Below are 23,550 nucleotides of genomic sequence, written 5' to 3' on the forward strand. Positions count from 1 at the left end.
CCGTGTCTAAGCGCATCGAGGTCCGCGACCTCAACGTCTACTACTCCAAGTTCCGTGCCGTGGAGGGTGTCTCCCTGACCATTGAGCCGCGCAGCATCACCGCGTTCATCGGTCCGTCCGGTTGTGGCAAGTCCACCTTCCTGCGCACGCTGAACCGCATGCACGAGGTCATCCCCGGCGCCCGCGTCGAGGGCGAGGTGCTGATCGACGGTGACGACCTGTACGGCCCCGGTGTTGACCCGGTGCTCGTGCGCCGTCAGGTGGGTATGGTGTTCCAGCGTCCGAACCCGTTCCCGACCATGTCGATCAAGGAGAACGTGCTCGCCGGTGTGAAGCTCAACAACCGCCGCATCTCCAAGTCCGACGCCGACGATCTGGTGGAGAAGTCGCTGCGCGGTGCCAACCTCTGGAACGAGGTCAAGGACCGCCTCGACCGTCCCGGCTCGGGTCTGTCCGGTGGACAGCAGCAGCGTTTGTGCATCGCCCGCGCGATCGCGGTCTCCCCGGACATCCTGCTGATGGATGAGCCGTGTTCCGCACTGGACCCGATCTCGACCCTGGCGATCGAGGACCTGATGGAGGAGCTGAAGAAGGAGTACACGATCGTGATCGTGACCCACAACATGCAGCAGGCCTCCCGCGTCTCGGACAAGACCGCGTTCTTCAACATCGCCGGCACCGGCCAGCCCGGAAAGCTGATCGAGTACGACGACACCAACACGATCTTCACCCAGCCCAACGTCCAGGCCACCGAAGACTACGTTTCGGGTCGTTTCGGATAACAAAAATTCGCCGTATGGCATAAACGGAATGCGCCGGTTTCCCCCTGGGGAAGCCGGCGCATTTTGCTATCCCTGACCCCCGTTTGAGGCACGCTTTGGGGCAGAATCACACTGATTCCGGCCGCTATATTCACCATGCGGCACATAAAGGTTTTTCGTCTCGCAAACGTTATGAAATCTAAGTCCGGTTTGGCACCAAATGGTGCCCTCGCGACGTATCGTTGAACACAATCAATCACTTCTATTCCATGGGGGAATAATGGCAAAAATCTCGGGTCGCTGGGCTACCGCGGCCTCCGTTCTGTCTCTCGGCGCACTGCTCGGTGTAGCCACGACCATTCCGGCTTCGGCCGCGCCGATTCCTGCGCCGTCGGTGAGTGCCATCGCAGAGGATGACACAACGCGAGACGGTTCAGACGCTTCCGAGCCATCGGTGGCTCCCAGCACGAGCACCGCTGATGCCACCGCAGATTCGGCAACCGGGTCGCCCACTTCCGAGCCCGCCCCCGAGGCTGCCGATGAGCCGACCAAGACCGCGGTTGACTCCGAGGATGCGAGCGCTGAGCCTACGAACCTCGAGCCTACGAACTCCGAGGATGCGAACGTAGAGCCTGCGGACGAAGAGGCCACCGAGCCGGGACAGGAGACCGAGGAGGGTCCCTGGGGCGAGTTCGGCCTCGAAGTGACTCCGACCTGGATCCTCGACGATACAAACGGCAACGGCCTCCTGGATGTCGGCGAGCGTTACGGCTACAGCTTTGAAGTCAAAAACCTCACCGATCTGGATCTGGTCAACCTGACCGTCAACCAGATCCACCCCGCCTACCCCTGGAACACTCCCGGCCCAAGCATTGCCGCCGGTGAAACCATTACCCTCACCGATACCTGGGTGTACTCCCAGATCGAGCTAGATTTCCGCACCCCGACTCAAACCGGAACCGTTTCTGGTGCAGGAAATGAGACCACCGAGTCATTTGTAGTGCGCGGAATTAGCGCTAACGACAAGGGTGTGTACAGCGACATTCAGGTACACAACTTCCCGCTCCCGGTGGTCAAGCCCTCGGTAGCCTCTGTTGCGACGGTCACCTCCACCGAGGTTCCCCGTCGCGTGGGCGATGTCATCTCTTACTCGGTTGTTGTCACCAACACCGGCAACACGACCCTGGCCGAGCCCGCCCTCGCCTCGCCCGCCAACACTACCGGTGGCCCGAACCGCGCCTACCCGATTGATTACGAGACCGTGCTGGGGGTTGCGCCCGGCGCAAGTCGGACCCTGACCGGAACCCACATCGTTAGTTCCGCTGACATCGCTCGGGGTTCGGCCGTCTTCACGGTCAACGCGACGTCACAGAGCATGGGTGAGTTCTGGGTACTCTCCGCACCGCAGACCCTGACGGTCAAGCTGGACCCGGCCGTGAGTGGCCTGGCCGAAACCGGTTCGAACCTGTCCTCGGTGGTGCCCGGCATCGCCGTCCTGGTCCTCGCTGCCGGCGTTGGCCTGCTCGGACTGCAGCGCCGTCGTTCCTCGGCAGATGCCCTCTAGTCTCCACTAGTAAAACAGCACCGCCCCCGAATCTGATTCGGGGGCGGTGCTGTTTTGCTGCGGTGCGGGTCAGATGTTCATCACCCGCGTTAAAAGTAGGTGCCAGGCCGCAGAAACGCCTCTCGGCGGAAGGCCGCTCGCAGCGGCAAAAATTGGAGCCCGGGGTTTTGCGGCCCGGCTATGCCAGTGTACCAAAGTCCGTGGGACTGTGCCCCGCTCGGGGGAGGATTTCCCTCAGAAATCCGCGAGTTGTGGCGTGTCTTCGCGCTACGCGAACAGGGCACGCCACCATGGCACTGGGCTAGTCCAGCGACTCGCTCCGCCACAGTTTCGAACAGGCAGCCAACTCATCACCCAGCGTGCTGTAGCGCAGCGCCCGCCGGGTCAGACCCTCGGCCCGTTCGGGATGGATCGGGTCGGCATCGTTAGCCAGCGAGACACAGCCCGCGGCGTTGATCCGGCAGTACGCCGCGGCGCGATCCAGCGCGATCGCAAAGTCTCCATCGAAGACGCCGCGCAGGATCTCATCGGCCAGGGTGGTGATCTCCTCCACGTTGGTGGGGACCGCGGCACCGGCGATCACCGGATCGATCGTGGGAATAACCTCGGATCCACGGCGGAAGATCAGGCTGGATGTGTACGGGTCCTGACGGATTAGGGCCCGCAACAGGTAGATGCGCCAGAGCGCACCGGGGAGGCTGCGTGCGGGCGCGGTGGCCCACAGCTCGGCGAGGGTTTCGATTCCGTGGTTGTCGGTGTAGGCAATCAGCCGGTCCAAAATGTCGGCGTCGGGATTCGCGCGCACACGCGAAAGCAGCGCGTGAGCGGTCTCATGGGAGATCCGGCTGGTTTCGGCCGGATCGCTCCCCCCGACGAACGTGCTGAACAGGTGTCCGGGGAACAGGGTGGGTTTGCGGAATTCGTTGACGGCTGGATCCTTTCACCGGGAGTGGACGCATAAAGTCGGTCTCCAGCGTACTCCGCGATCCCGGCGGGTGGTGGCGGCGAACACCCGGTTTGATCCGATAGACTGGTGATGTTCGCTCGTTGGATTCTTCGAGCGTTCTCCCCTCGCACCGCACCACACTCGTGGATTCTGTGCGGGGTTGGGCCTGTAGCTCAGTTGGCAGAGCATCGGACTTTTAATCCGCGGGTCGAGGGTTCGAGCCCCTCCGGGCCCACCATTACCAAGCAATTCGCCGCCCCACACGTTACCGTGTGGGGTTTTTTGCGCACCATATTTCGGATCTAATATTTCCTGCCAGCTGGAACATCGATTTAACAATTGAGAAATCGGCGGGCAATACGCGCTGCCCAGGATAAGAACTGTACCTGTCAGATGACAGGTATTAGGTTCTTGTTTTGGGAAGGCCGTACCCATGAGCATCACCGATTCCCCCGCCACCTACCGCCAGGAGCTGCGCCGCGGCGTGGGCCACTTCTCCTCGTTTGCCGCGGGATTCTCGTTTGTTTCGATCCTGACCACCGTGTTTCAGCTGTTCGGGCTGGGATTCGGGTTCGGCGGGGCCGCGTTCTTCTGGACCTGGCCGCTGGTGTTTGCCGGGCAGCTACTGGTTGCGCTGAATTTCGCCCAGCTCGCCGCGCGTTGGCCGATCTCCGGGGCGATCTTCCAGTGGTCCAGCCGACTCGCGGGCACCACGTTTGGCTGGTTTACCGGTTGGGTCATGATCATCGCGCAGACCCTGACCGTGGCCGTCGCCGCGATCGCCGTCCAGGCGGTACTCCCCTCGATCTGGGACGGCTTCCAAATCATCGGCGGCCCCGGGGCCGACCCCTCGCTCACCTCGGATACCGGCGCCCAGAACGCGGTCCTACTCGGGGTGATCCTGCTGGTCATCACCACCGTCGTCAACATTCTGAGCGTGCGCATCATGGCCTTCGCCACCAGCGTCGGCGTGATCGTGGAGATCATCGGGCTGATTCTGGTGGTGGCCGCCCTGTTCCTGCTGCCCGCCCGCAGCCCCGCCGTGGTTTTCACCACCGAAGGGGCGGCACCGTCGGACTCCCCCTATATCTGGGCGTTTCTGGCCTCCTCGCTGATGGCTGCCTACGTCCTGGTGGGCTTTGACTCCGCCGGGGAGCTCGCCGAGGAAACCCACGCGCCCCGCAAGACCATCGCCAAAACCATCATCAACGCGGTGGTGGTCTCGGGACTCGGCGGTGCGCTGCTGATCATCGCGACCCTGGTGGCCGCCCCCAGCCTGTCGGACGGGAAGCTTGCCGCCGGAGGGATCGCCTACGTGGTGACCGAACGGCTCGGACCGGTGTTTGGCCGGTTGCTCCTGGTCGCCGTCGCCGTCGCGGTTTTTGCGTGCACCCTCGCCGTGCAGACCTCCGGATCGCGGATGATCTACTCGATGGCCCGCGAACGAGCGCTCCCCTTCTGGCGCACGCTGGCCCGGGTATCCCCGCGCACCGGGACCCCGATTGCGACCAGCATCGTGATCGGAGTGGGCGCGGCGCTGGCCCTCGCCGTGAACTTCGGCCACAACGCGATCTTCACCGCGTTGTCCAGCCTCTGCATCGCGATGCTCTACCTCGCCTACCTCGGCGTGACCGTCCCCCTCCTGTTTGCCCGCCTGCGTGTCCCGCGGGACTGGCACTCGGGTGGGATCAATGAGGACGGAAAGCCCTTGTTTGCGCTGGGACGCTGGGGGCTGCCCCTCAACGTACTGGCGGTGCTCTACCAGATCGCGATGGTGATCAACCTCGCCTGGCCCCGCCCGGAAATCTATGACCTCACCGGTGAGACCTGGTGGTTGCAGTGGAGCGCGCTGCTGTTTATCGGGGCAACGCTGCTGGTGGGTGTGCTGGTGCACCGCCGGAATCATGCGCGTGACGGGGCCATCCGACTCGGCCACCTGCCCACCACCGCGGAGATTGACCTGGCCGATCTGGCCCTCACCGCCACGACGATCCCCACGGCTCCGACCGCTTCCGCAACGCCCGCTTCACCGGCCCCGACCACGCCCACTCAGGCGTAGCGGCCCACCTCAGAAAGTGACGGATTCATGACCTCCATCGCCACCCAACACCTGACCGATCACGTGCACAACGCCCGTTCCGATGCCCGTTCCCGGGCCGCGCTTACCTCACCCTTTATGCCGTATCGGCCGGCGGCCACCTCTCCGTTTATCCCGGCCGACGTGGATCCCGCGGCCCTCACCTGGGCGGAGACCGTGGCCCCCGGCGGATACACGCACCGGGTACTGGCCCGCGGGACCCGGATTCGGTTCGAGGATCCCACCGGATCCGCCTGCGCGCACCTGCTGCTGTTCAACGCCGTAGCCCTCGGCGAGCGCCTCAACACCGCCGACACCGTGAAGATCCCCTGGCAGGCGTATCTGGGGACCGACCATCCGCTGCTCTCCGGCGACGGCCGCGTGCTCGCGACCATCGCCGCCGATACCTCGGGCCACCACGACGCCTTCTGCGGCACCACCACCGACCCGGCCACCCGGCAAAAGTACGGTGCCTCGGCCGCCGAGGGTCCCACGCCCTCGGGCCGCTCGCGCTTCCTGCTGGCCGCCGCCAAGCACGGACTCGATGCCCGGGATCTACCGCCCTCGGTCTCGCTGTTTCAGGGGGTGCGAATCGACGGGGATGGTGCGCTGAGGTTCGTTGGCAGTGCCGGAGCGGGGACCCACGTGGACCTGATCGCCGAGATGCCGGTACTGATCCTGGTAGCCAATGTGCCGCATCCGCTGGACCCCTCCCCCGACTACGCGGTCGGACCGCTTCGCATCCACGCGTGGCGCGGCGATCCCACCGGCCCCGACGATGAGCGGTTCGCCCGCACGCCCGAGCTCACCCGGGCCTACCTCAACACGATCGACTACGCACAGGCACAAGGACTCTGACCATGACACCGAATCCCCTCACCATTCCGGCCCCCACACCACCGATCTCCACTCCGCCGGTCTCCGCTCCGCAGGCCTCCACTTCGCCGGCCTCGACCGTTCCGGTCGGTGCGGTCTTTGCCTCCGACACGGTCCTCGATCCCTCGGGTCCCCTGGTGGAGGGCACCACCGTGCTGGATGACACGGTCGCCCCGCTCGGCCCCTGGTCGGGCATCGTGCGGGCCGGACAGACCCTCACCATCGTGGATGTCGGAGGAAACCAGTCGGCGGACTTCCTGGTCTACAACGCCGAGAACACCGCCGAACGCTACTCGGTCCCCGACACCCTCGCCGCCGCGGGCAACGCCTACCTGCGCACCGGTTCGTCGCTGTACTCCAGCGAGGGCCGGGTGTTGATGCGGGTGGTGGGCAACGAGATCGACCGTCAGGACACCATCGGTGGGGCCTGCTCCAAGGAGTCCAACACGCTGCGCTACGGCTTCCACACCGAGTATCAGCACGCGTGCCGGGAAAACTTCCTCACCGAGGGGGCCCGGTACGGGCTCGGGGTGCGCGATCTGGTGTCCAACATCAACTGGTTTATGAACGTTCCGGTCGAGGCCGACGGTGCGCTGGGAATCGTGGACGGGATCTCCGCCCCGGGCAAGCGGGTGGCGCTCTCCGCCGAGATCGACGTCCTGGTGATCGTCTCCAACTGCCCCCAGATGAACAACCCCTGTAACGACTTCAACTGCACCCCCCTGCGCATGATCATCACCGACCCCCAGACCGAAACGGACCCCGCATGAGCGCCGCCTTTGACACCGTCCTGATTGCCAACCGCGGCGAGATCGCCCGCCGGATCATCCGCTCGGCCCGAGCCCTGGGCCTGCGCACGGTCGCCGTCTACTCCGATGCCGACCGTGCGGCACCCCACGTTCGTGAGGCCGATGAGGCCGTCTATCTGGGCCCGGCACCGGCCAAAGATTCCTACCTCAACATCGAGAAGATCCTCGACGCGTGCCGAGAGCTCGGGGTCGGGGCCGTGCATCCCGGCTACGGGTTCCTCTCCGAAAACCTGGAGTTTGCCCGTCGCCTGGAGGAGGCGGGCATACAGTTCATCGGCCCGAGCGCCGACCACATCGCCGCGTTCGGGGAAAAGCACACGGCCCGCGAGCTGGCCCGGCGCGCCGGGGTGCCGATGCTGCCCGGCAGCGGCCTGCTCGCCTCGGCGGAGGAGGCGGTTGAGTGGGCCGAGCGGGTGGGCCTGCCGGTCATGGTGAAGGCCACCGGCGGAGGCGGCGGCATCGGGATGCAGGCGTGTGCCACCCCCGCGGAGGTGCGCGAGGCCTTCGCCAGCGTGGCCCGGCTGGGAGAGAAGAACTTCGGGTCGGCCGGGGTGTTCCTGGAGCGCCTGGTCCGTCCCGCCCGCCACGTCGAGGTGCAGCTGTTTGGCGACGGGGAGGGACGGGTGGCCGTGATCGGCGACCGCGACTGCTCCCTGCAGCGCCGCAATCAGAAGGTCATCGAGGAGGCCCCGGCCCCCGCCTTGCCGGGCCACGTGCGTACCCTGCTCCATGAGTCGGCGCGGGCCCTGGCCGAATCGGTGTCCTACCGGTCCGCGGGGACCGTCGAGTTCATCTACGATCCGATTCGCGAGGAGATCGCCTTCCTCGAGGTGAATACCCGGCTGCAGGTTGAGCACCCGGTCACCGAGGAGGTGTTCGGGGTGGACCTGGTGGCGATGATGCTCACCCTGGCCCGGGACGGCGCGGACGCGTGCGCCCCCGAGCTCTTCGAGCGCGCGTTTGTGCCGCGCGGGTTCGCGGTGGAGGCCCGCGTCTATGCCGAGGACACCGCGCAGAACGGCCTGCCCAGCTCGGGCCTGGTGACCCAGGCGGTGTTCCCCGGTTTCGGGACCGAGCCGCTGGACGGGGTGCGGGTCGACGGCTGGATCGAGACCGGGCTGGAGGTGTCCCCCTACTACGACCCGATGCTCGCCAAGGTAATCGCCGCCGGCCCCACCCGCGAGGCGGCGCTCGACCTGCTGCGCGAGGGGTTGGAGGCCAGCCGCATCGACGGCGTCGTAACCAACCTGGGGCTGCTGCGCGCGCTCACCGATGAGGATTCCCTGCGGGCCGCCACCCACTCCACGTCCACGCTGGATGTCACCACCGATCCCGACCCACGCATCGACGTGGTGGAGGCCGGGGCCATGTCCACGATCCAGGACCTTCCCGGCCGCACCGGCTACTGGCAGATCGGCGTTCCCCCGAGCGGCCCGATGGATTCGGTGTCCCTCACCGAGGCCAACCTCGCGGTGGGCAACCCCGCCGGGGCACCGGCGCTGGAAATCACCGCCACCGGGCCCACCCTGCGCTTTAGCACCACGATGATCCTCGCGCTCACCGGTGCCCCGGCAAACGCGACCCTCGATGGCGAACCCGTGCCGATGTGGGAGCCCTTCGAGGTTGCGGAGGGCTCGGTGCTGGTGATCGGGGCACTGAACGGTCCCGGCCAGCGCGCCTACCTCGCGGTTCGGGGCGGATTCGATGTGCCGCTCTACCTGGGCAGCGCCTCAACGTTCACCCTCGGCGGGTTTGGCGGGCACGCGGGTCGGGCGCTGCGTCCGGGCGATGTGCTGCGCCCGGGATCCCCCGACTCCGACGCCGCCCACCCGGCGCTGCCCGCGGGCACCCGACTCGGCCTGATCGGCGGCCCGACCCCCGCACACCGACGCCCGGCGATCACCCACACCTGGCAGATCGGCGTGACCGAGGGTCCGCACGGTGCCCCCGAGTTCTTCACCCGGGAGGACATGGACGTGTTCTATGCGACCGACTACGTGGTGCACTTCAACTCGGCCCGCACCGGCGTGCGACTGGAGGGTCCGCGCCCCACCTGGGCCCGCCCCGACGGCGGCGAGGCCGGTCTGCACCCCTCCAACATTCACGACAACCCCTATGCGGTCGGCGCGATCGACTTCACCGGGGACACCCCGATCATCCTGGGCCCCGACGGCCCCAGCCTCGGCGGGTTTGTGTGTCCGGCGGTGGTGGGCAGCGGCGACCTGTGGAAGCTCGGCCAGCTGCGCCCGGGCGACACCATCCGCTTTGTGCCGATCCGGGAATCGGAGGCCGCCGGGCTGCTGGAGGCGCGCGCCTCGCTCACTGTGCTGAGCACGGGCGGCGACGGGGATGACGGGGTGATCGGCCGGATGGAGGCCACCGCCGAACGCCCCGCGGTCACCTACCGCCGGGACGGGGACGACAACCTGCTGGTCGAGTACGGCGACCTGACCCTGGATCTCGGCCTGCGGATGCGCGTGCACGCGCTGATGACCACCCTCAACGAGAACCGGCCGGCGGGGGTGCGCGAGCTGACCCCGGGGATCCGCTCGCTCCAAATCCAGACCGATTCGAGCACCCTCACCGCGAGCGGACTGGCCGGGCTGCTGCGCGAAATCGAGTCCGAGATTCCCGAAACCGGGAAGCTCGTGGTGCCCTCGCGGACGGTGCGGTTACCCCTCTCCTGGGACGACCCCACGGTCAACCTGGCCATCGAGCGCTACATGAACGGCGTGCGGAACGACGCCCCGTGGACCCCGTCCAACATCGAGTTCATCCGCCGAATCAACGGCCTGGGCTCGGCGGCGGACGTCTACAAAACCGTGTTCGACGCCACCTACCTGGTGCTTGGACTCGGGGATGTGTACCTCGGCGCACCGGTCGCGACCCCGCTGGATCCCCGCCACCGCCTGGTCACCACCAAGTACAACCCCGCCCGCACCTGGACCGCCGAAAACTCGGTGGGGATCGGCGGCGCCTACATGTGCATCTACGGGCTGGAGGGTCCCGGAGGCTACCAGCTGGTGGGACGCACGGTGCCGATCTGGAGCCGCTATCAGCGCGGCGGCCTGTTCGCCGAAAACCCCTGGGCGCTGCGCTTCTTCGACCGGATCGAATGGTACCCGGTGAGCCCCGAGGAGCTGACCGAGCTGCGCGCCGAAACCGCGGCCGGGCGCGGTCACTTCGAGACCGAGGAGGGCACCTTCGCGATCGCCGATCACGAGCGCTTCCTCGCCGATAACGCGCCCTCGATTGCCGAGTTCCGCGCGGTGCAGGCGCGCGCCTTTGCCGAGGAGAAGGAGCGCTGGCACGCCTCGGGTGAGTTTGATGTGCGTCCCGAACCCAAGCCCGCGCCGCCCGCCGATGCGGTGGTTATCCCCGCCGGGGCGACCGCGGTGAGCGCGCCGTTCACCTCGACCGTTTGGCAGCTCAACGTGCGTCCCGGACAGCGGGTGCGCGCCGGGGACAAGCTGATCGCGCTGGAGGCGATGAAGATGGAGTCCGCCGTCCTGGCCCCGATCGACGGCACCGTCGTCGAGATTTATACCGCCCCGAGTGAGCAGGCCACCCCCGGCCAGGTGCTCCTCGCCCTGATGGGAGAACACTGATGTCGACACTCACCCCCACCCAGCGTGTTCGCCGGGCCTACGCACGCATCGCCGAGGTTGATCGTCCCGAGGTCTGGATCTCGCTGCGCGCCGAGGCCGAGGTCCTGGCCGAGGCCGCGGTGATCGAGGAGCGACTGAGTGCCGGGGAGCGTCTGCCGCTCGCGGGTCTGGTCGCCGCAGTCAAGGACAACATCGATGTCGCCGGGCTGTCCACCACGGCGGGCTCGGCCAGCTACGCCTACGATCCGGTGGCCGACGCCACCGCCGTGGCGCGACTGCGCGCGGCCGGAGCCATCGTGATCGGGAAGACCAACCTCGACCAGTTTGCCACCGGCCTGGTCGGGACGCGCAGCCCGTTTGGCGCCGTCCGCAACGCCTGGGATCCCACCCGGATTTCGGGCGGGTCAAGCTCGGGATCTGCGGTCGCCGTGGCTCTGGGCATCGTGGATCTGGCCCTCGGGACCGACACCGCCGGATCGGGCCGGGTACCCGCCGCGCTCAACGGGATTATCGGGATCAAGCCGACCCGCGGCCTGATCCCGGCCACCGGGGTGGTGCCCGCGTGCCGCACACTGGACTGCGTGACCGTGTTTGCCCGCGACCTGGGCCTCGGATCCGCAACCGCCCGGCTACTCGCGGGAGATGACGGGCTTGATCCGCTGGCACGCTCCGCGGCCGAGGTTGCCGCGTCCGCCGCTGACTCCCGGCTGAGCGCCACCCCGCGGGTCGCGATCCCCACCGCCGAACATCTGGAGGGCATGGCCGCGGGCTGGCGGGAGGCCTTCGGCGACGCCGTCGCGCGGCTCGCCTCGACCGGGGTGGAGATCGTGGAGGTCAACATTGCCCCGCTGCTGGAGGCCGCGGCCCTGCTCTATGAGGGGGCGTTTGTGGCCGAACGCTTCGCGGCGGTGGGGGAACACATCGAGCAGGGCCGGGACCTGATCGGCACCGACCTGGATCCCTCGGTCGCCGCGATTTTGCTCGGCGGCGCGGAGAAGACCGCGGTGGAGCTGTTCCGGGATCGCGAACGCCTGGACGCCCTGGGCATTCGGGCACGCGCGCTGCTTGCCGGGACCGACGCGCTCCTCACCCCGACCACGACCTGGCACCCGACCCTCGCAGAGCTGGCCGAGGACCCGATCGGGGGCAACAGCAGGATGGGCCGCTTCACCAACTTTGCCAACCTCCTGGACATGTCCGCGCTGGCGATTCCCGCCGGAGCCGTGGACGGGCACCCGTTCGGCGTGATGCTTACGGCACCGGCCTTCCACGATCTCGCGCTGCGCGAGCTGGCCGAGCGCTTCGCCGCCCCCACGGTGGAGCTGGTTGTGGTGGGGGCACACCTCAGCGGACAGCCGCTCAACCATCAGCTGATCGCCGCCGGAGGCTCCCTGGTCGAGCCGGTCTCGACCGCACCCGACTACACCCTGTTTGCCCTGCCGACCACGCCGCCCAAGCCCGGTTTGGTGCGGGTAGCCGAGGGCGGCGCGGCAATTTCCGGGGAGCTCTGGCGACTGCCGGCGGCCGGATTCGCGACGTTTGTCGCCGCGCTACCCGCCCCGATGAGTATCGGTCGGGTACGCCTCTCCGATGGCCGCGAGGTGCCCGGTTTTCTCTGCGAATCCCTCGCGACGCAGGGGGCGCCCGAGATCACCGGCTTCGGGGGCTGGATCGCCTGGCTCACCCGGGAATCGGCGGCATAGTCACACCCGGCCGGTGGCATGACATTATGGAGATTATGGCTTCATCTTCGACCGCCACCGGCAGGGCCGGACGCCCGCGCGCCCGGGCGGAGGGCGCCGCATCCACGCTGTCGGCTCGGGAACAGATCCTCGATGCGGCGGCCGCGCTGTTTGTCGAGTCGGGGTTCTCGGGGGCCTCAACCCGGGCGATCGCCGAGCGGGTGGGCATCCGCCAGCAGTCGCTCTACTATCACTTTGCCGGCAAGGACGAGATTCTGGCGGAGCTGCTCAGCGGCTCGGTGCGCCCGAGCATCGACTTTATCGAGGACATGCGGGCGCAGAGTGTCGGCGGCGCGAGCCCGGCCGGCACGCTGTTTGCCCTGGCCACGGTGGATACCCGCACCCTGCGCGCCGCACCCCACAACATCGGCACGCTGTATCTGCTCCCCGAGATTCAGGATCCGCGCTACGAGCACTTCCGCGAGCAGCGTGTTCGCCTGCGCGGGATCTACGGAGAGCTGGGCCTCGCCGCGGCGACGCCCGGTGTAGCCGCGGCTCTCGGCGAGGAACGCATCGGGCTGCTCCTCATCCAGCTCGCCGAAACCGTGATCCAGCTGCGCCGTGATCCGAATCCCGGCACCGCCCTGGATGACGAGATGATCGCTACCTCGTGCCTGCGCATCCTGGGTCTCGGCGACCCCGAAATCGCGGCGGCCCGCGTCGAGGCTCACGAGATTTTGACCGAGCAGGAGCCGGTGCCCCAGCCTTAGCCCGAAGCCGGAACAGGAGTCGAAGTCGGTTCCCCAGCCGCGACACGAGGGCGCTCGAGGTCAGTCGTGAGCTCGTTTTAGCGGGCAACCCCCCCCCCAGTCCAAGGGGTTTATACCGCCGAGAATGACATTTTGGCAAGTTTTTCTCACTTTTTGCCAGAAGATCTCCAGATAACTACTACTATCGATCGGGTGCCAGCGCGACTTCACGCGGGAAGCGCGCTTGGAGCTCTGCCGACGGTGCGGGGCGCATATTAGAAAGATCCACAAATCATGACTCAGGCTCCCGCCCAGGTAGCTGCGCCGGTCCGCGCAAACTTCGACACCAACCGCTCGCTGGTGAAGTACATCTTCATCGGCATCATCACCCTCGGTATCTACGCCATCTGGGTGACCGCCCGCGGCGGCGAGGACCTCAACTCCATCGCCGGCCGCTACGACAACAAGCGCTCGATGAACTACTGGCTGCTGGCCCTGCTGATCGGTCCGATCACCCTGGGGATCGCCGCACTGGTGTGGTGGCACAAGACCTCCGACCGAATCGGCAACGAGCAGACCCGACGCGGCCTGCCCAAGACCATCTCCGCCGCCGATTTCTGGCTGTGGAACGTGCTCGGTTCGCTCATCATCGTGGGTCCGTTCATCTTCATCCACAAGTGGCTGACCTCGATGAACGCCCTCTGCGCCGACTACAACGAGCGCGGCTAACCAGCCCACACAACATGGCCCCGACAAACCTTCGTTTGTCGGGGCCATGTTGCATTCTCGGCGGCAGAGTCGGCCACTGCGATAGCCGTTAGCAAGGTGGTCAGGACGAGAGCCCCCCGATAGTCGAGACATGACCCACCCACGTCTCAGTCGGTTCCACGCGCGGGTGGGGCGGCCGGTCGGCTAACGGAGGCTCGGGACTCTCGCGCTGTGGTTACGGAGTAGCTCGGCGATCAGAACTCCCGCGGCATTCTTCTGCATGAGGTTGGCCGTTCGCTGCTTTGCTCGCTCGGAATCGGTGGACTCTATGACGAGCACCCCGACATTGTCGTTATGAAATTCCAGTCTGACCCCGGCAGCTGACAGCGACGTCATGTGGATCGTTTCCCCAATTCCTGGGGAATGCCCGAGGTCTTGAGCCAGAGCGGAGCGCCACTCTTCAACGTTGGGATACTTTGTGCTGGCGATCTGATTACGCCAAGCCGAGGAAATGAGGCTTCGGGAAACCAGGTAAGCGTCCTCCTTGGCCGTATGGAACACCGGGTCGGCGGAGTATCTTGCGGCCATTACAAACCGGGATCCGTTATTGAAATAAACCGAAATCCGGTCATTCGGTGTTCTAAAGTTCAGCGCAACCGCAAGCTCTCTCACCAGGGAATTCAAGATCAGCTGCAGCGCCCCCTCGGTCGCCTCAATGTCATTCTGTTGACGAACGTTGTTTTCTTGAGCCTGTTCAAGAGCCGATCGAGTGTTTGCGAGTTCCAGGGCGAGCGACCGGTAGCTTCTCTTGTTGGTGGTGGTCACGATCGTATCGAAGACGAGAAGTCCAATAGCCACCGTGATAAATATCCAACGCCTGTTCCAGTCGACAGCTACCCAGGCAAGCAACACCGTCGAGGTGATGGGTCCGGCATAGGCAAGTCCGATTACGGAGAAGCGGGACACTCTCGACCAGGTCTCCCCCACCAGCGCGGTGGTCGGAAACCGGGTCAGACCGGTGGAAGGCACACCCTTAGACCGCTACCAGGGTTTGCCTGGCGAGGAAGGTTCCTGCTCCGGACAAAACCCCCGCACGATCCCCGTGATTGACAGACTCCACCACGGCGTCAAAGAAGTCGTCTGCTATCTCGTCTCCATACTCGGGCATCGTTACGCTGAGCAGGAGACGAACGAATACTCCGGAGCGAGCAGGGTCTGCCCACACCAGGATTTCACTGATCTGCGGGTATTCCGAGGCCGTCTCAAGTGCGACGTCTCGGATCGTTGTCGCCTGGTGCTCAAGGTGGTTCACATGATCGTTCATCTTCAGTAGGACGCGGACGTCAAAATCCATGGTGAGGCTCCTCTCGGCAGTGCGCTTGACTAAGTTTTGCCTCACTCTAACCCAGGAACTATGACTAACAGAGCAGAGTTTCTGCGCCTCTATTCACCATGCGCCGACACCGAGAACTCGCATCCGTTTTGCCGCGAGATTCCGCCCAATAATCGTCAAAAATCAGCACATCCGGCCACTTCATCTCCGTCGTTCAGAGAGACAAAGCGGACACCACGGCCCTAGGCCAGCCCCGTCATCCGCTCGGCGGAGGCCCAGATGGTGCGTGCCAGTTCCGGGTCGCGGCCGCGGCGGTTGGAATCGCCAACCTTCGGGTAGCCCTTCATCCCGAACGCTCCGTTGGGTCCCACAAAGGCGCCGCCCGGAACGTCCTGAGTGGCCGCATACAGCGTGGGAAGTGCGCCGTGGGCGGCGTCGTTCACGAGCTTCGGGAAACGGTAGATGAAGCTTGAGCTGGTGCCCACCGCCAGGTTAGTCAGCGCAACACCGGGGTGCGCGAGGACCGAACGCACCGGGCTCCCGGCGGCCTCGAGGCGGCGCTGCAGCTCCTTGGCCAGGTACACATCGGCGAGTTTCGAGTCGCTGTACGCGCCCATATCGCTGTACTTTCGGCGCTGCCAGCCGAGGTCACTCCCGTCCATCCGCGACATCCGGTGCATCACCGAGGACAGCGTCACCACCCGCTCGGTAATCCGCGGCAGCAGCAGGTTGGTGAGCAGGAACGGCCCCAGGAAATTGGTCGCCAGCTGGAGCTCAAACCCGTCAGCCGAGCGTTGCTCGGGCACCTGCATGATCCCGGCATTGTTAATCAGGATGTCCACCTGGCCCTCGCCCCCGGCGGCAAAGGCACGCACCGAGTCCAGGCTGCCGAGGTCGAGCTCACGCACCTCGGTGTCTCCGTCGATGGTCGCGGCCACCGCCCGCCCCTTTTCCACGTTGCGGACCGCGAGGAGCACGCGGGCACCCACCCGGGCGAGCTCCCGCGCCGTCACCTCGCCGATGCCGCTACTGGCACCGGTCACGACGACCGTTTTACCGGAGAGATCGGGCAGGTTCTGGGCGGTCCACTGGGTCATCGAGGGTCCTTTGGTGAGGGGGAAGAGGCGCTGCTGCCTGGATCCTACTCCGGTTCCCGGCGCAACACCCAGGTGTCCGCCCGGCCCGCATCGTTAGTCGGAGAGCCAGCGGATTCCGGTCAGCTCCTCGCTGCGTCGCCACAGCCAGGCCGCCCGATCCGGATCGATGCTCATCGGATGCGGGCGCAGCCGTACCGGCCGGCCCCGCGAGGTGTGAATCGGGCCCACATAGTCGCCGCCCCGAACCCCCGCATCCAGCACCGCCCGGACGGCGGGCAACGCCCCGTCATCCTTGCCCTGGATGACCGTATGGACCGGGGCGAACAGGGCGCGGGTTGCACGATTGGCACCGGCGATTCCCTCCCGAGACGGGGTCATCTGATCCATCGCACCGCCGGGATGCGCGACGATCGAGGTGATGTCCAGCCCCGCTCGACGCAGGCGTCGATGATAGTCAAACCCGAAGAGTTCGGTCGCATGTTTGGAGTTCGCATAGGCCTGCAGGGGCCGATACGAACGCTCGCTCATCAGATTGCCCGGGTCCAGTTTCAGCCGCCCCACCAGCATGCTGCCCATCGAGATGACCCGGCTACCCGCGGTGTTTTCCAACACCGGATGAGCGGCCGCCACCAGCGCAAAATGCCCCAGATGGTTGGTGCCCACCACCAGTTCATGGCCCTGCGCGGTCACCCGCCGGCGGCGGCCCGCGGAGATGAGTCCGGCATTGGCCACCAGTGCGTCCAGGCGCGGCAACTTGGCCAGGGCCTGTCCCGCGGCGGTGGCGGACTCCAGATCCGACAGGTCCACCCGGATGCGCGAGGTGTGCGCACCGGGGACGCGGCTCTCGATCTCGCGCCGGGCCCGATCGATTCGTTCCTCGCTGCGCGCCAACAGCACGATCTCGGCGCCGGTCTGGGCGAGCCGCTCGGCAATGAAGTACCCAATGCCCGAGGTGGCCCCGGTGATCGCGAAGACCGCGTCCGGACGTCTCGGCTCATCGGCGAGGTTCCACGGATCAAACATGCGCTGCTCCCTCGGATTGGACTGGCCCGAGCGTAGCAGACGGGGATGGCGAAACGGCGGCCGGGCACCCCGCGGGCGCCCGGCCGCCGGGGGCACTAGGCCCCGAGACGCTCGGAGAGCTCCACCAGCCGGTTGGTGAATCCCCACTCGTTGTCGTACCAGCCGAAGACCTTCACCTGGTCACCCACCACCTGGGTGAGCGGGGCGTCGAAGATCGTCGAGTGCGGGTTACCCACGATGTCGGCGGAGACGATCGGTGCCTCGGAGTACTCCAGCACGTGGGCCAGCGAGCCCGAGGCTGCGGCCGCCGCAAACGCCGCGTTGACCTCTTCCACGGTGGCGGGACGGGTGAGCTTGACGGTGAGGTCGGTGATCGATCCCACCGGCACCGGAACGCGCAGGGCCAGACCGGTGAGTTTGCCGTCAAGTTCGGGGATGATCTTGCCGATCGTCTTGGCCGCCCCCGAGGAGGTCGGGATGGTGGAGAGGGCGGCGGCGCGGGCCCGACGCGGGTCGCTGTGTGGGGCGTCCTGCAGACGCTGATCGCTCGTGTAGGCGTGCACGGTGGTCATCAGGCCGTGCTCGATGCCAAACGCATCGTGCAAGACCTTGGCCAGCGGGGCCAGCGAGTTGGTGGTGCAGGAACCGTTGGAGATGACCTCCACCGAGTCGTTGATCACCTCGTCATTCACTCCGAGGACCACCGAGGGCAGATCGCCCGAGGCCGGTGCCGAGATGATGACCCTCCGGGCACCACCAACCAGGTGGCGCCGAGCGCTCTCCTCGCTGGTGAAGAAGCCGGTGGATTCCACCACCACGTCCACACCAACCGAGCCCCAGGGGATCTGGTCGGGCTCACGCTCGGAGAACACGCGGATGCGGCGCTCGCCCACGACGATAAAGTCGCCGTCCACCGAAACACCGTCCAGGTGCCCGGAGATCGAGTCCCACTCCAGCAGGTTTGCGAGGGTTTGAGCGCTGGTGATGTCGTTGATCGCGACCACCTCAACGTCGGCTCCGCTCGCCAGGGCGGCGCGCAGGTAGCTGCGGCCGATCCGACCAAAGCCGTTGATTCCAATCCGAGTGGACATGGGTACTCCTTCTGTTGTGCGGTTAAATCTCGGGGCGCGGGGCACCGGCGGCATCCAGCAGCGCCAGGGCTCCACGGATCGCGGCATCCATTGGAGCCTGATCGCCGTGCGCGCGGGCCAGCACATAGCCGCCCTGGATGACGGCCACCAGGGTGTGGGCCAGCTCGACCGGATCCACGCTGGCCGGCAGCTCTCCCGCCCGGATCGCCTCGGTCAGGACCACGGTCCAGCGCTCGATAATGAGGTCAAAACCTCCGGCCACCAGGCCGATCATCTCGGCGTCTTCGACCACCTGCGGGTCCTGGGTCATCCGGCCGATGCGACACCCGCGCACGCCCGGACGCGGCAGCGTCAAATAGGCGTGGATGCGCTCCATCGGGGTACCCTCACCGGTGAGCAGGATCGAACGCTCGGTGACCCGGGTGACCGTCTCGCGCAGCGTTTCTACGGCGAGCTCATGCTTGCCACTGAAGTGGTGGTACATGCTGCCCTGGCCCACGCCCGCACGATCGAGGACGTCTCGCGGGCTCGTGGCCGCGTAGCCGCGCTCCCAGAGCAGGTCGGCCATGGCGGTCGTGAGCTTCTCGCGGGTCGTCATGCGTTAACTGTAACTACTAGTATGTACAAATTCAACCCACGCGGGCTCGCCCGGGTGAATCACATCCGAGTGAAAACCAATGAATGCGTTCACGGTTCGAGTTTCTAGATAATTACCCGTATTTAATTCGGCAATGCTCGCACAGTTTATAAACATGTGCATAGTTCTGTGGATAACTCGTATTTTCTGCGGATAAGATGTGGATATGGCCCGTTTGGACGAATTAGATACGGCGATCCTGCGGGAATTGCAGCGTGATGCACGACGCACAAATCGTGACATCGCGGCCGCCGTGGGCGTCGCCCCCACCACCGCGCTGGATCGCACCCGCGCGCTGCGCGAGCGTGGAATCATTCGGGGTGCCCGGCTCGAACTCGATCTCACCAAGATCGGACGTCCCGTCCAGGCGATGGTCGCCGTGCGTGTTCGCCCACCCACACGCGCCAATATTGAGGGCTTTCGGGAGTGGGCGGCGACCCTCCCCGAGGTCATCGGGGTCTTTGTGACCAGCGGAACCGAAGACTTCCTGCTGCACGTGGCCGTGCCCGATAACGAGCACCTCTACGCGTTTGTGATTGACCGACTGACCGAGAAACCCGAGGTTGCCGATGTGCGCACCTCGGTGGTCTACGAGCACATCCGTAGCCCCGAGGTCGCCCCGGTCGTCGACCGAGACTAGCCTCCCGGTTATTCGCCCTAGCGCACCGAACGAATCGGGATCACCGCTAACGCCCCCAGCACTACCAACACAATCGCGATGGGGAAGAGCATCACATACCCACCCAGAGACACCACAATCAGGCCGGCCAGCGCGGGACCAAAGGTCTGCGGGAGGGTGGCCGCAATATTCAGGACCCCGAGGTCCTTGGCAAAGCTCTTTTCGGAGGGCAATACCTCGCTCATCAGCGCGGTATCCACGGCCTGGAACATCCCGCTGAAGAATCCGCCGAGGGCCGCGTAGATCAGCACCCCGGTGACCGAGGGGGCGATCCAGGGGACCGAGAATCCCACCGCCATCCCGACCCCCGCGATCATCACGAAGATGCGGCGACGCCCCAGTCGGTCCGATAGCGGCCCGGAGATCAGCACCGCAAGCGTGGTTGCGACCAGGTTGATAACGGCGAGCAGCGGCACCAGCCCGATGGCTCTCTCGCCGAGCCCGATGTAGTCCTGCAGGATGTACAGCTGATATCCGACCACCAGGTTGGTTCCGACGTTGAGGAGCATGCGTCCGCTAAATCCCCAGAAGAAATCGGGGTGCCTGATCGGGTTGACCCAGAAGGTGTGGAAAAAGGCCGCCACATCGAAGCGCTCACGCGGTTCACCCCGGTTGTCTCGATCGGGGTTGAGGAAAACAAACACCACCAGCACCACGAGGGTCACCCCGGCAAAAAAGAGGTAGCCGGCGGGGATATTGGCGGCAAACTGGCTGGCAATGACCTGTCCACCCGCCATTCCCGCCATGACCCCGAGGCCGGTGAACGCCGAAAACAATCCGCGCACGGGTCCCGGCACGCGATCGGGCATGATGGCGCTGAGCGGCCCCTGGGCAAAGTTATAAGCCAGTTGGACCACACACCAGGAGATGACGATTTGGACCAGCGTGGAGGCGCTGGCGATGCCGATCAGCCCCAGCCCTCCCACCAGCGCACCGATGATCATCCACGGGCTGCGTCGCCCGAACCGGCTACGGGTGCGGTCCGAAACCATGCCCGCCAAAGGCTGGGCGATCAGCGCTACAACGGCCCCGACCGCCAATACCAGGGCCAGGTTTTCGGCTTTCTGATCCTCCCCGAAGGCCTGAATTTGGAGCGGTAGGAGGATCCCCGGGATTGCACCCCAGAGAAAAAACACCCCGAGGTTGGCCCCCAGGATGGAAAACAGGAGCCGAAGCAGGGACCCCCGCACCCGGGGCCGGTCCGGGGTGGGGTCCGCGAGGGGTGCGGTCATGGCGAGGTCCTCTCGTGTGGGCCCACCGGCGGTGGTGGGTCTGCGCCACGATAGGCGCCATCCCCGCCTGGCATCAAATAAATTGCCAGATCACAAGCGCTATCAACCCGGAATTACGGTGTTCGCTCCCCCGCTCGGCGGACAAGCCGGACAGGCTGGCGGTTTGTACACCCCGTACGATGGAGGCATGGCAGCCTCCAGAAGACGTGCAAACCCCCTCGGCCTCATCGGCATGGGCCTCATGGCCCTCGGCGTGGTCGGGCTGGTCCTGGGACTCCTCCAGCCCTGGCGCACCTGCGGGGATGACATCATCGCCGCCGCCTGCCCGGCGACCGGTACCGAGCTGGGTGTGATGATCGGCGCGATGATCGTCGGTCTGGCCGGTTTTGTGGTGATGTTCTTCGCGCTACGCCGCAGCTAACCGGCCGCGCACCCGAACGCCCGCCCCTAGACTGGGAGCATGCGTTTTGGATCCTCCCCCACCCGATCGATTGTCTCCGCCGCGGCGCTGGACGCCCTGCTGATCATCGTCTTCGTGATGCTGGGCCGGCGCAGTCACGCCGAAGGCAACGACCTGCTGGGAATCCTCGGGACCGCCTGGCCCTTCCTGGTGGGTGCGGCCATCGGCTGGATCGTCACCCTCGCCTGGCGCAACCCGGTGGCCCTGCGCTGGACCGGTCCGCTGATCTGGCTCGCGACCGTGGTGCTGGGCCTCCCGTTGCGGGTCCTCGCCGGTGGCGAAGCCCCGATCTCGTTTGTGCTGGTGACCGCCGGCGTCCTCGCGATCTTCCTGATCGGCTGGCGCGCACTGGCGCTGCTGCTGATGTCGCGTCGTGGACGCCGCACCGCGCGCCGCTAGCGACCGCTCACGCGGCAAATCAGGCTCCTGAATTCCTCATCGGCCAGCAGGATTTGTGAGCCCGAACGCATACTACATATCACGCTGCGTCCCGTTGTTCCTCCCCCTGAGCCGTGCTAATTTCGCTTACCAGAGAGCTCTCAACAAACGTCAATGATGACCGAAGTTATGAGGATCAACCATGAGCATTACAACATCAAAACGTCAGATTAGGCCTATTCTTCTGGGGCTGCTCATTACGGCGTTAGTGACAACGGCTTCAGTTTCACAGCCTGGCATTGCACTCGCATCTTCCGAACCAAGTGGTTCGCATCCCTCCCTGGCAACGTTGCAACAGGACGCGGCTATCCGGACGCTGTCGGCGGAGGAAGGTAATAGCCTTGAGCTTCTCACGCAGGCCGTGACGCGTGAGAACGATAATCTCACTTTTGACTACGCCAAAGCGCTGTCGGCAGGCGTTGACGAAACATTCGCGGCAGATTATGCGCGCGGAATTCTTCTTGCCGGCGGCGTGGTACACGGCTCACCCGGTGTGAAGGTTCCCACGCTGTCAGTTTCTGACCAAGAATTACGTCAATCAGTGCGTGCGTGTCTGGGGAGAAATGGCGTCGAGAACTACTGGTGGGGACACCAGCTACGAATCGATTCCTGTAATACCCAGCTCGTCATTGGCCTCCTGACTGCCGGTGCTGGAATCTCTGCACTGGCAGCCATCATCACCGCGGCTACGGGTGCCGGAGCGGTTGCGGGGACCGTCGCTGCTGCGGTTCTTACGGTGGGAGCCGGTGCCGTGACCGCCTGCAATATGTATGGCAGGGGAGTCTTCTTAAATCATCTTTGGACAGGCACGCCGTTCTGCTGGGGACAGTAGTTAGGGGATGAAGGCGATGTTTATCTCTCACGATGGATTCCCGAAGCCGCTTGCCCGATGGCGCATCGCCGCGCTGTCAATCTTTGTTCTCGGCATTCTTACCGGTCTGGCCCTCGTTACTGCGAGCATGATCATCGGCTACCGGACGGGTGATGGCCAGTCACTCCTCGTCGGAGCATCATCGCTGCTCAGCTTGGGCTCCCTCGGGGCCGTTGTGATGCTCCTCACGTCGCGCCGCGGGCGCGGCACCGCGCGCCGCTAGCGTCCGCTAACACACCTGACGGCCTGTCGGGAAACCGCCCCCATGCCGCTAGCGTCCGCTAACGCGGAGAGGCGGGGACACCGTGGTGTCCCCGCCTCTCCGTTTAAGTTGGTGATTAGTCGCGCAGCTTGTCCTTGGCCTCGTTACGGGCGCGGACCGATTCGGCTTCGGCTTCGGCCTTCTTGACCTCGGCATCTGCCTTGACCTCGTCAACCTTGTCCTTGGCCTGGTCCACCAGGTCGTGTGCGGCGCGCGAAACCTTTTCGGCTCCGGCTTCGATGGTTTCCTTGGCGTCTTCGATGAATCCCATAATTCCTCCTCGAGCTAGTGAATAACCTACGTTTTCATTCTGCTCGATTGGGCCTGAAAATCCAATGGAAAGACAAAAATGACGATTCGCCCGTAGGGGAATCGTCATTCAGTGTTGGTGCGCGGTGCGCGGCTACCGCCAGGAAAACCCCCGACGCAGTCGCAGGAGCACACCGATCGCGTGCACGATGATGGCGAGGGCGATGACACCCAGGCCGATCCCCGCGCCGGCGGCATCGAGCCGATAGGCGGCAACGCCGATCAGTAGGATCCCGGTCATCAGACCGAGGATGCCCACCACCGAAAACACGCGTGATAGCGCCGTGGCGTCCCCGGCAATTGCCTCGGAACGCCCCTCCTTGAGAACGGTCACCGTT

24 protein-coding genes and 1 tRNA gene are annotated in these 23,550 nt (G+C 65.5%); 15 read left to right on the top strand and 10 right to left on the bottom strand.

What is annotated here, in order from left to right:
- Window positions 1–2: 2 nt before the first annotated feature.
- Together pstB and M2390_RS14785 are read left to right on the top strand one after the other, a co-directional pair.
- Window positions 3–782 (top strand): phosphate ABC transporter ATP-binding protein PstB, encoded by a 780-nt coding sequence (pstB, locus tag M2390_RS14780; RefSeq protein ID WP_030148172.1) that lies wholly within the window; start codon window positions 3–5, stop codon window positions 780–782.
- A 259-nt stretch (window positions 783–1,041) separates the two neighbouring features.
- On the top strand, window positions 1,042–2,325 hold the full coding sequence (locus M2390_RS14785; protein ID WP_259179853.1) for a hypothetical protein: 1,284 nt from the start codon (window positions 1,042–1,044) through the stop codon (window positions 2,323–2,325).
- Between the two features lie 301 nt (window positions 2,326–2,626).
- Here the strand turns inward: M2390_RS14785 and M2390_RS14790 are convergent, their stop codons facing one another.
- Window positions 2,627–3,130 (bottom strand): DNA-directed RNA polymerase subunit beta, encoded by a 504-nt coding sequence (locus M2390_RS14790; protein ID WP_259179854.1) that lies wholly within the window; start codon window positions 3,128–3,130, stop codon window positions 2,627–2,629.
- A gap of 303 nt (window positions 3,131–3,433) precedes the next feature.
- Between M2390_RS14790 and M2390_RS14795 the strand changes: the two genes are divergently transcribed.
- The 8 genes from M2390_RS14795 to M2390_RS14830 all read left to right on the top strand — a co-directional run bounded on the left by M2390_RS14795 (window position 3,434) and on the right by M2390_RS14830 (window position 13,801).
- A tRNA-Lys gene (locus tag M2390_RS14795) sits at window positions 3,434–3,509 on the top strand.
- A gap of 195 nt (window positions 3,510–3,704) precedes the next feature.
- On the top strand, window positions 3,705–5,330 hold the full coding sequence (locus M2390_RS14800) for an APC family permease (protein WP_259179856.1): 1,626 nt from the start codon (window positions 3,705–3,707) through the stop codon (window positions 5,328–5,330).
- Between the two features lie 27 nt (window positions 5,331–5,357).
- Complete coding sequence (locus M2390_RS14805) at window positions 5,358–6,206, top strand: urea amidolyase associated protein UAAP1 (protein ID WP_259179857.1); 849 nt, start codon at window positions 5,358–5,360, stop codon at window positions 6,204–6,206.
- Window positions 6,207–6,208: 2 nt separating this feature from the next.
- A complete protein-coding gene (locus M2390_RS14810; RefSeq protein WP_259179858.1) occupies window positions 6,209–6,994 on the top strand; it encodes an urea amidolyase associated protein UAAP2 in 786 nt (261 codons plus the stop codon).
- The gene (gene uca / locus M2390_RS14815) at window positions 6,991–10,641 is read left to right on the top strand and encodes an urea carboxylase (RefSeq protein WP_259179860.1); all 3,651 of its coding nucleotides are present in this window, start codon (window positions 6,991–6,993) and stop codon (window positions 10,639–10,641) included. Before M2390_RS14810 ends, uca begins: the two co-directional genes overlap by 4 nt.
- Window positions 10,641–12,344: an allophanate hydrolase gene (gene atzF, locus M2390_RS14820; protein ID WP_259179861.1), complete on the top strand. Its 1,704-nt coding sequence runs from the start codon at window positions 10,641–10,643 to the stop codon at window positions 12,342–12,344. Before uca ends, atzF begins: the two co-directional genes overlap by 1 nt.
- 35 nt (window positions 12,345–12,379) lie before the next feature.
- Complete coding sequence (locus M2390_RS14825; RefSeq protein WP_259179862.1) at window positions 12,380–13,093, top strand: TetR/AcrR family transcriptional regulator; 714 nt, start codon at window positions 12,380–12,382, stop codon at window positions 13,091–13,093.
- Window positions 13,094–13,366: 273 nt separating this feature from the next.
- Complete coding sequence (locus M2390_RS14830; RefSeq protein WP_259179863.1) at window positions 13,367–13,801, top strand: DUF4234 domain-containing protein; 435 nt, start codon at window positions 13,367–13,369, stop codon at window positions 13,799–13,801.
- Window positions 13,802–13,984: 183 nt separating this feature from the next.
- On the opposite strand, the gene M2390_RS14835 is transcribed toward M2390_RS14830, so the two are convergent.
- The 6 genes from M2390_RS14835 to M2390_RS14860 form a co-directional block, all read right to left on the bottom strand.
- Window positions 13,985–14,809 carry a hypothetical protein gene (locus tag M2390_RS14835; protein WP_259179864.1) on the bottom strand — a complete coding sequence of 275 codons (825 nt, stop codon included), beginning with the start codon at window positions 14,807–14,809 and terminating at the stop codon, window positions 13,985–13,987.
- A gap of 4 nt (window positions 14,810–14,813) precedes the next feature.
- Window positions 14,814–15,134, bottom strand: a complete 321-nt coding sequence (locus M2390_RS14840; protein WP_259179867.1) for a hypothetical protein — start codon at window positions 15,132–15,134, stop codon at window positions 14,814–14,816.
- A 221-nt stretch (window positions 15,135–15,355) separates the two neighbouring features.
- Complete coding sequence (locus M2390_RS14845) at window positions 15,356–16,210, bottom strand: oxidoreductase (protein ID WP_259179869.1); 855 nt, start codon at window positions 16,208–16,210, stop codon at window positions 15,356–15,358.
- 93 nt (window positions 16,211–16,303) lie between these two features.
- Window positions 16,304–17,233: an SDR family NAD(P)-dependent oxidoreductase gene (locus tag M2390_RS14850; RefSeq protein WP_259179870.1), complete on the bottom strand. Its 930-nt coding sequence runs from the start codon at window positions 17,231–17,233 to the stop codon at window positions 16,304–16,306.
- 95 nt (window positions 17,234–17,328) lie between these two features.
- Window positions 17,329–18,324, bottom strand: a complete 996-nt coding sequence (gene gap / locus M2390_RS14855) for a type I glyceraldehyde-3-phosphate dehydrogenase (protein WP_259179871.1) — start codon at window positions 18,322–18,324, stop codon at window positions 17,329–17,331.
- Between the two features lie 22 nt (window positions 18,325–18,346).
- Window positions 18,347–18,922: a TetR/AcrR family transcriptional regulator gene (locus tag M2390_RS14860; RefSeq protein ID WP_259179873.1), complete on the bottom strand. Its 576-nt coding sequence runs from the start codon at window positions 18,920–18,922 to the stop codon at window positions 18,347–18,349.
- A 205-nt stretch (window positions 18,923–19,127) separates the two neighbouring features.
- Here M2390_RS14860 and M2390_RS14865 point away from each other — a divergent pair, with 205 nt between their 5' ends.
- Complete coding sequence (locus M2390_RS14865; RefSeq protein ID WP_259179874.1) at window positions 19,128–19,601, top strand: Lrp/AsnC family transcriptional regulator; 474 nt, start codon at window positions 19,128–19,130, stop codon at window positions 19,599–19,601.
- Between the two features lie 17 nt (window positions 19,602–19,618).
- On the opposite strand, the gene M2390_RS14870 is transcribed toward M2390_RS14865, so the two are convergent.
- Entirely contained in the window at window positions 19,619–20,872 is a 1,254-nt protein-coding gene (locus M2390_RS14870) for an MFS transporter (protein ID WP_259179875.1), read from the bottom strand.
- A gap of 187 nt (window positions 20,873–21,059) precedes the next feature.
- Between M2390_RS14870 and M2390_RS14875 the strand changes: the two genes are divergently transcribed.
- From M2390_RS14875 to M2390_RS14890, 4 genes are all read left to right on the top strand, one after another.
- Window positions 21,060–21,293 (top strand): hypothetical protein, encoded by a 234-nt coding sequence (locus M2390_RS14875; protein WP_121687406.1) that lies wholly within the window; start codon window positions 21,060–21,062, stop codon window positions 21,291–21,293.
- Between the two features lie 39 nt (window positions 21,294–21,332).
- Window positions 21,333–21,731 (top strand): DUF3054 domain-containing protein, encoded by a 399-nt coding sequence (locus tag M2390_RS14880; protein WP_259179877.1) that lies wholly within the window; start codon window positions 21,333–21,335, stop codon window positions 21,729–21,731.
- A 181-nt stretch (window positions 21,732–21,912) separates the two neighbouring features.
- Entirely contained in the window at window positions 21,913–22,602 is a 690-nt protein-coding gene (locus M2390_RS14885; RefSeq protein WP_259179879.1) for a hypothetical protein, read from the top strand.
- Window positions 22,603–22,618: 16 nt separating this feature from the next.
- Window positions 22,619–22,864, top strand: coding sequence for a hypothetical protein (locus M2390_RS14890; protein ID WP_259179880.1), 246 nt, complete (start codon window positions 22,619–22,621; stop codon window positions 22,862–22,864).
- Window positions 22,865–22,979: 115 nt separating this feature from the next.
- Here the strand turns inward: M2390_RS14890 and M2390_RS14895 are convergent, their stop codons facing one another.
- The gene (locus M2390_RS14895) at window positions 22,980–23,174 is read right to left on the bottom strand and encodes a hypothetical protein (RefSeq protein WP_030148146.1); all 195 of its coding nucleotides are present in this window, start codon (window positions 23,172–23,174) and stop codon (window positions 22,980–22,982) included.
- A gap of 132 nt (window positions 23,175–23,306) precedes the next feature.
- On the bottom strand, window positions 23,307–23,546 hold the full coding sequence (locus M2390_RS14900) for a hypothetical protein (RefSeq protein WP_259179884.1): 240 nt from the start codon (window positions 23,544–23,546) through the stop codon (window positions 23,307–23,309).
- Window positions 23,547–23,550: the final 4 nt, after the last annotated feature.

Origin of the sequence: Mycetocola sp. BIGb0189, assembly GCF_024810155.1 — a bacterium.
Lineage (GTDB): Bacteria > Actinomycetota > Actinomycetes > Actinomycetales > Microbacteriaceae > Mycetocola > Mycetocola lacteus.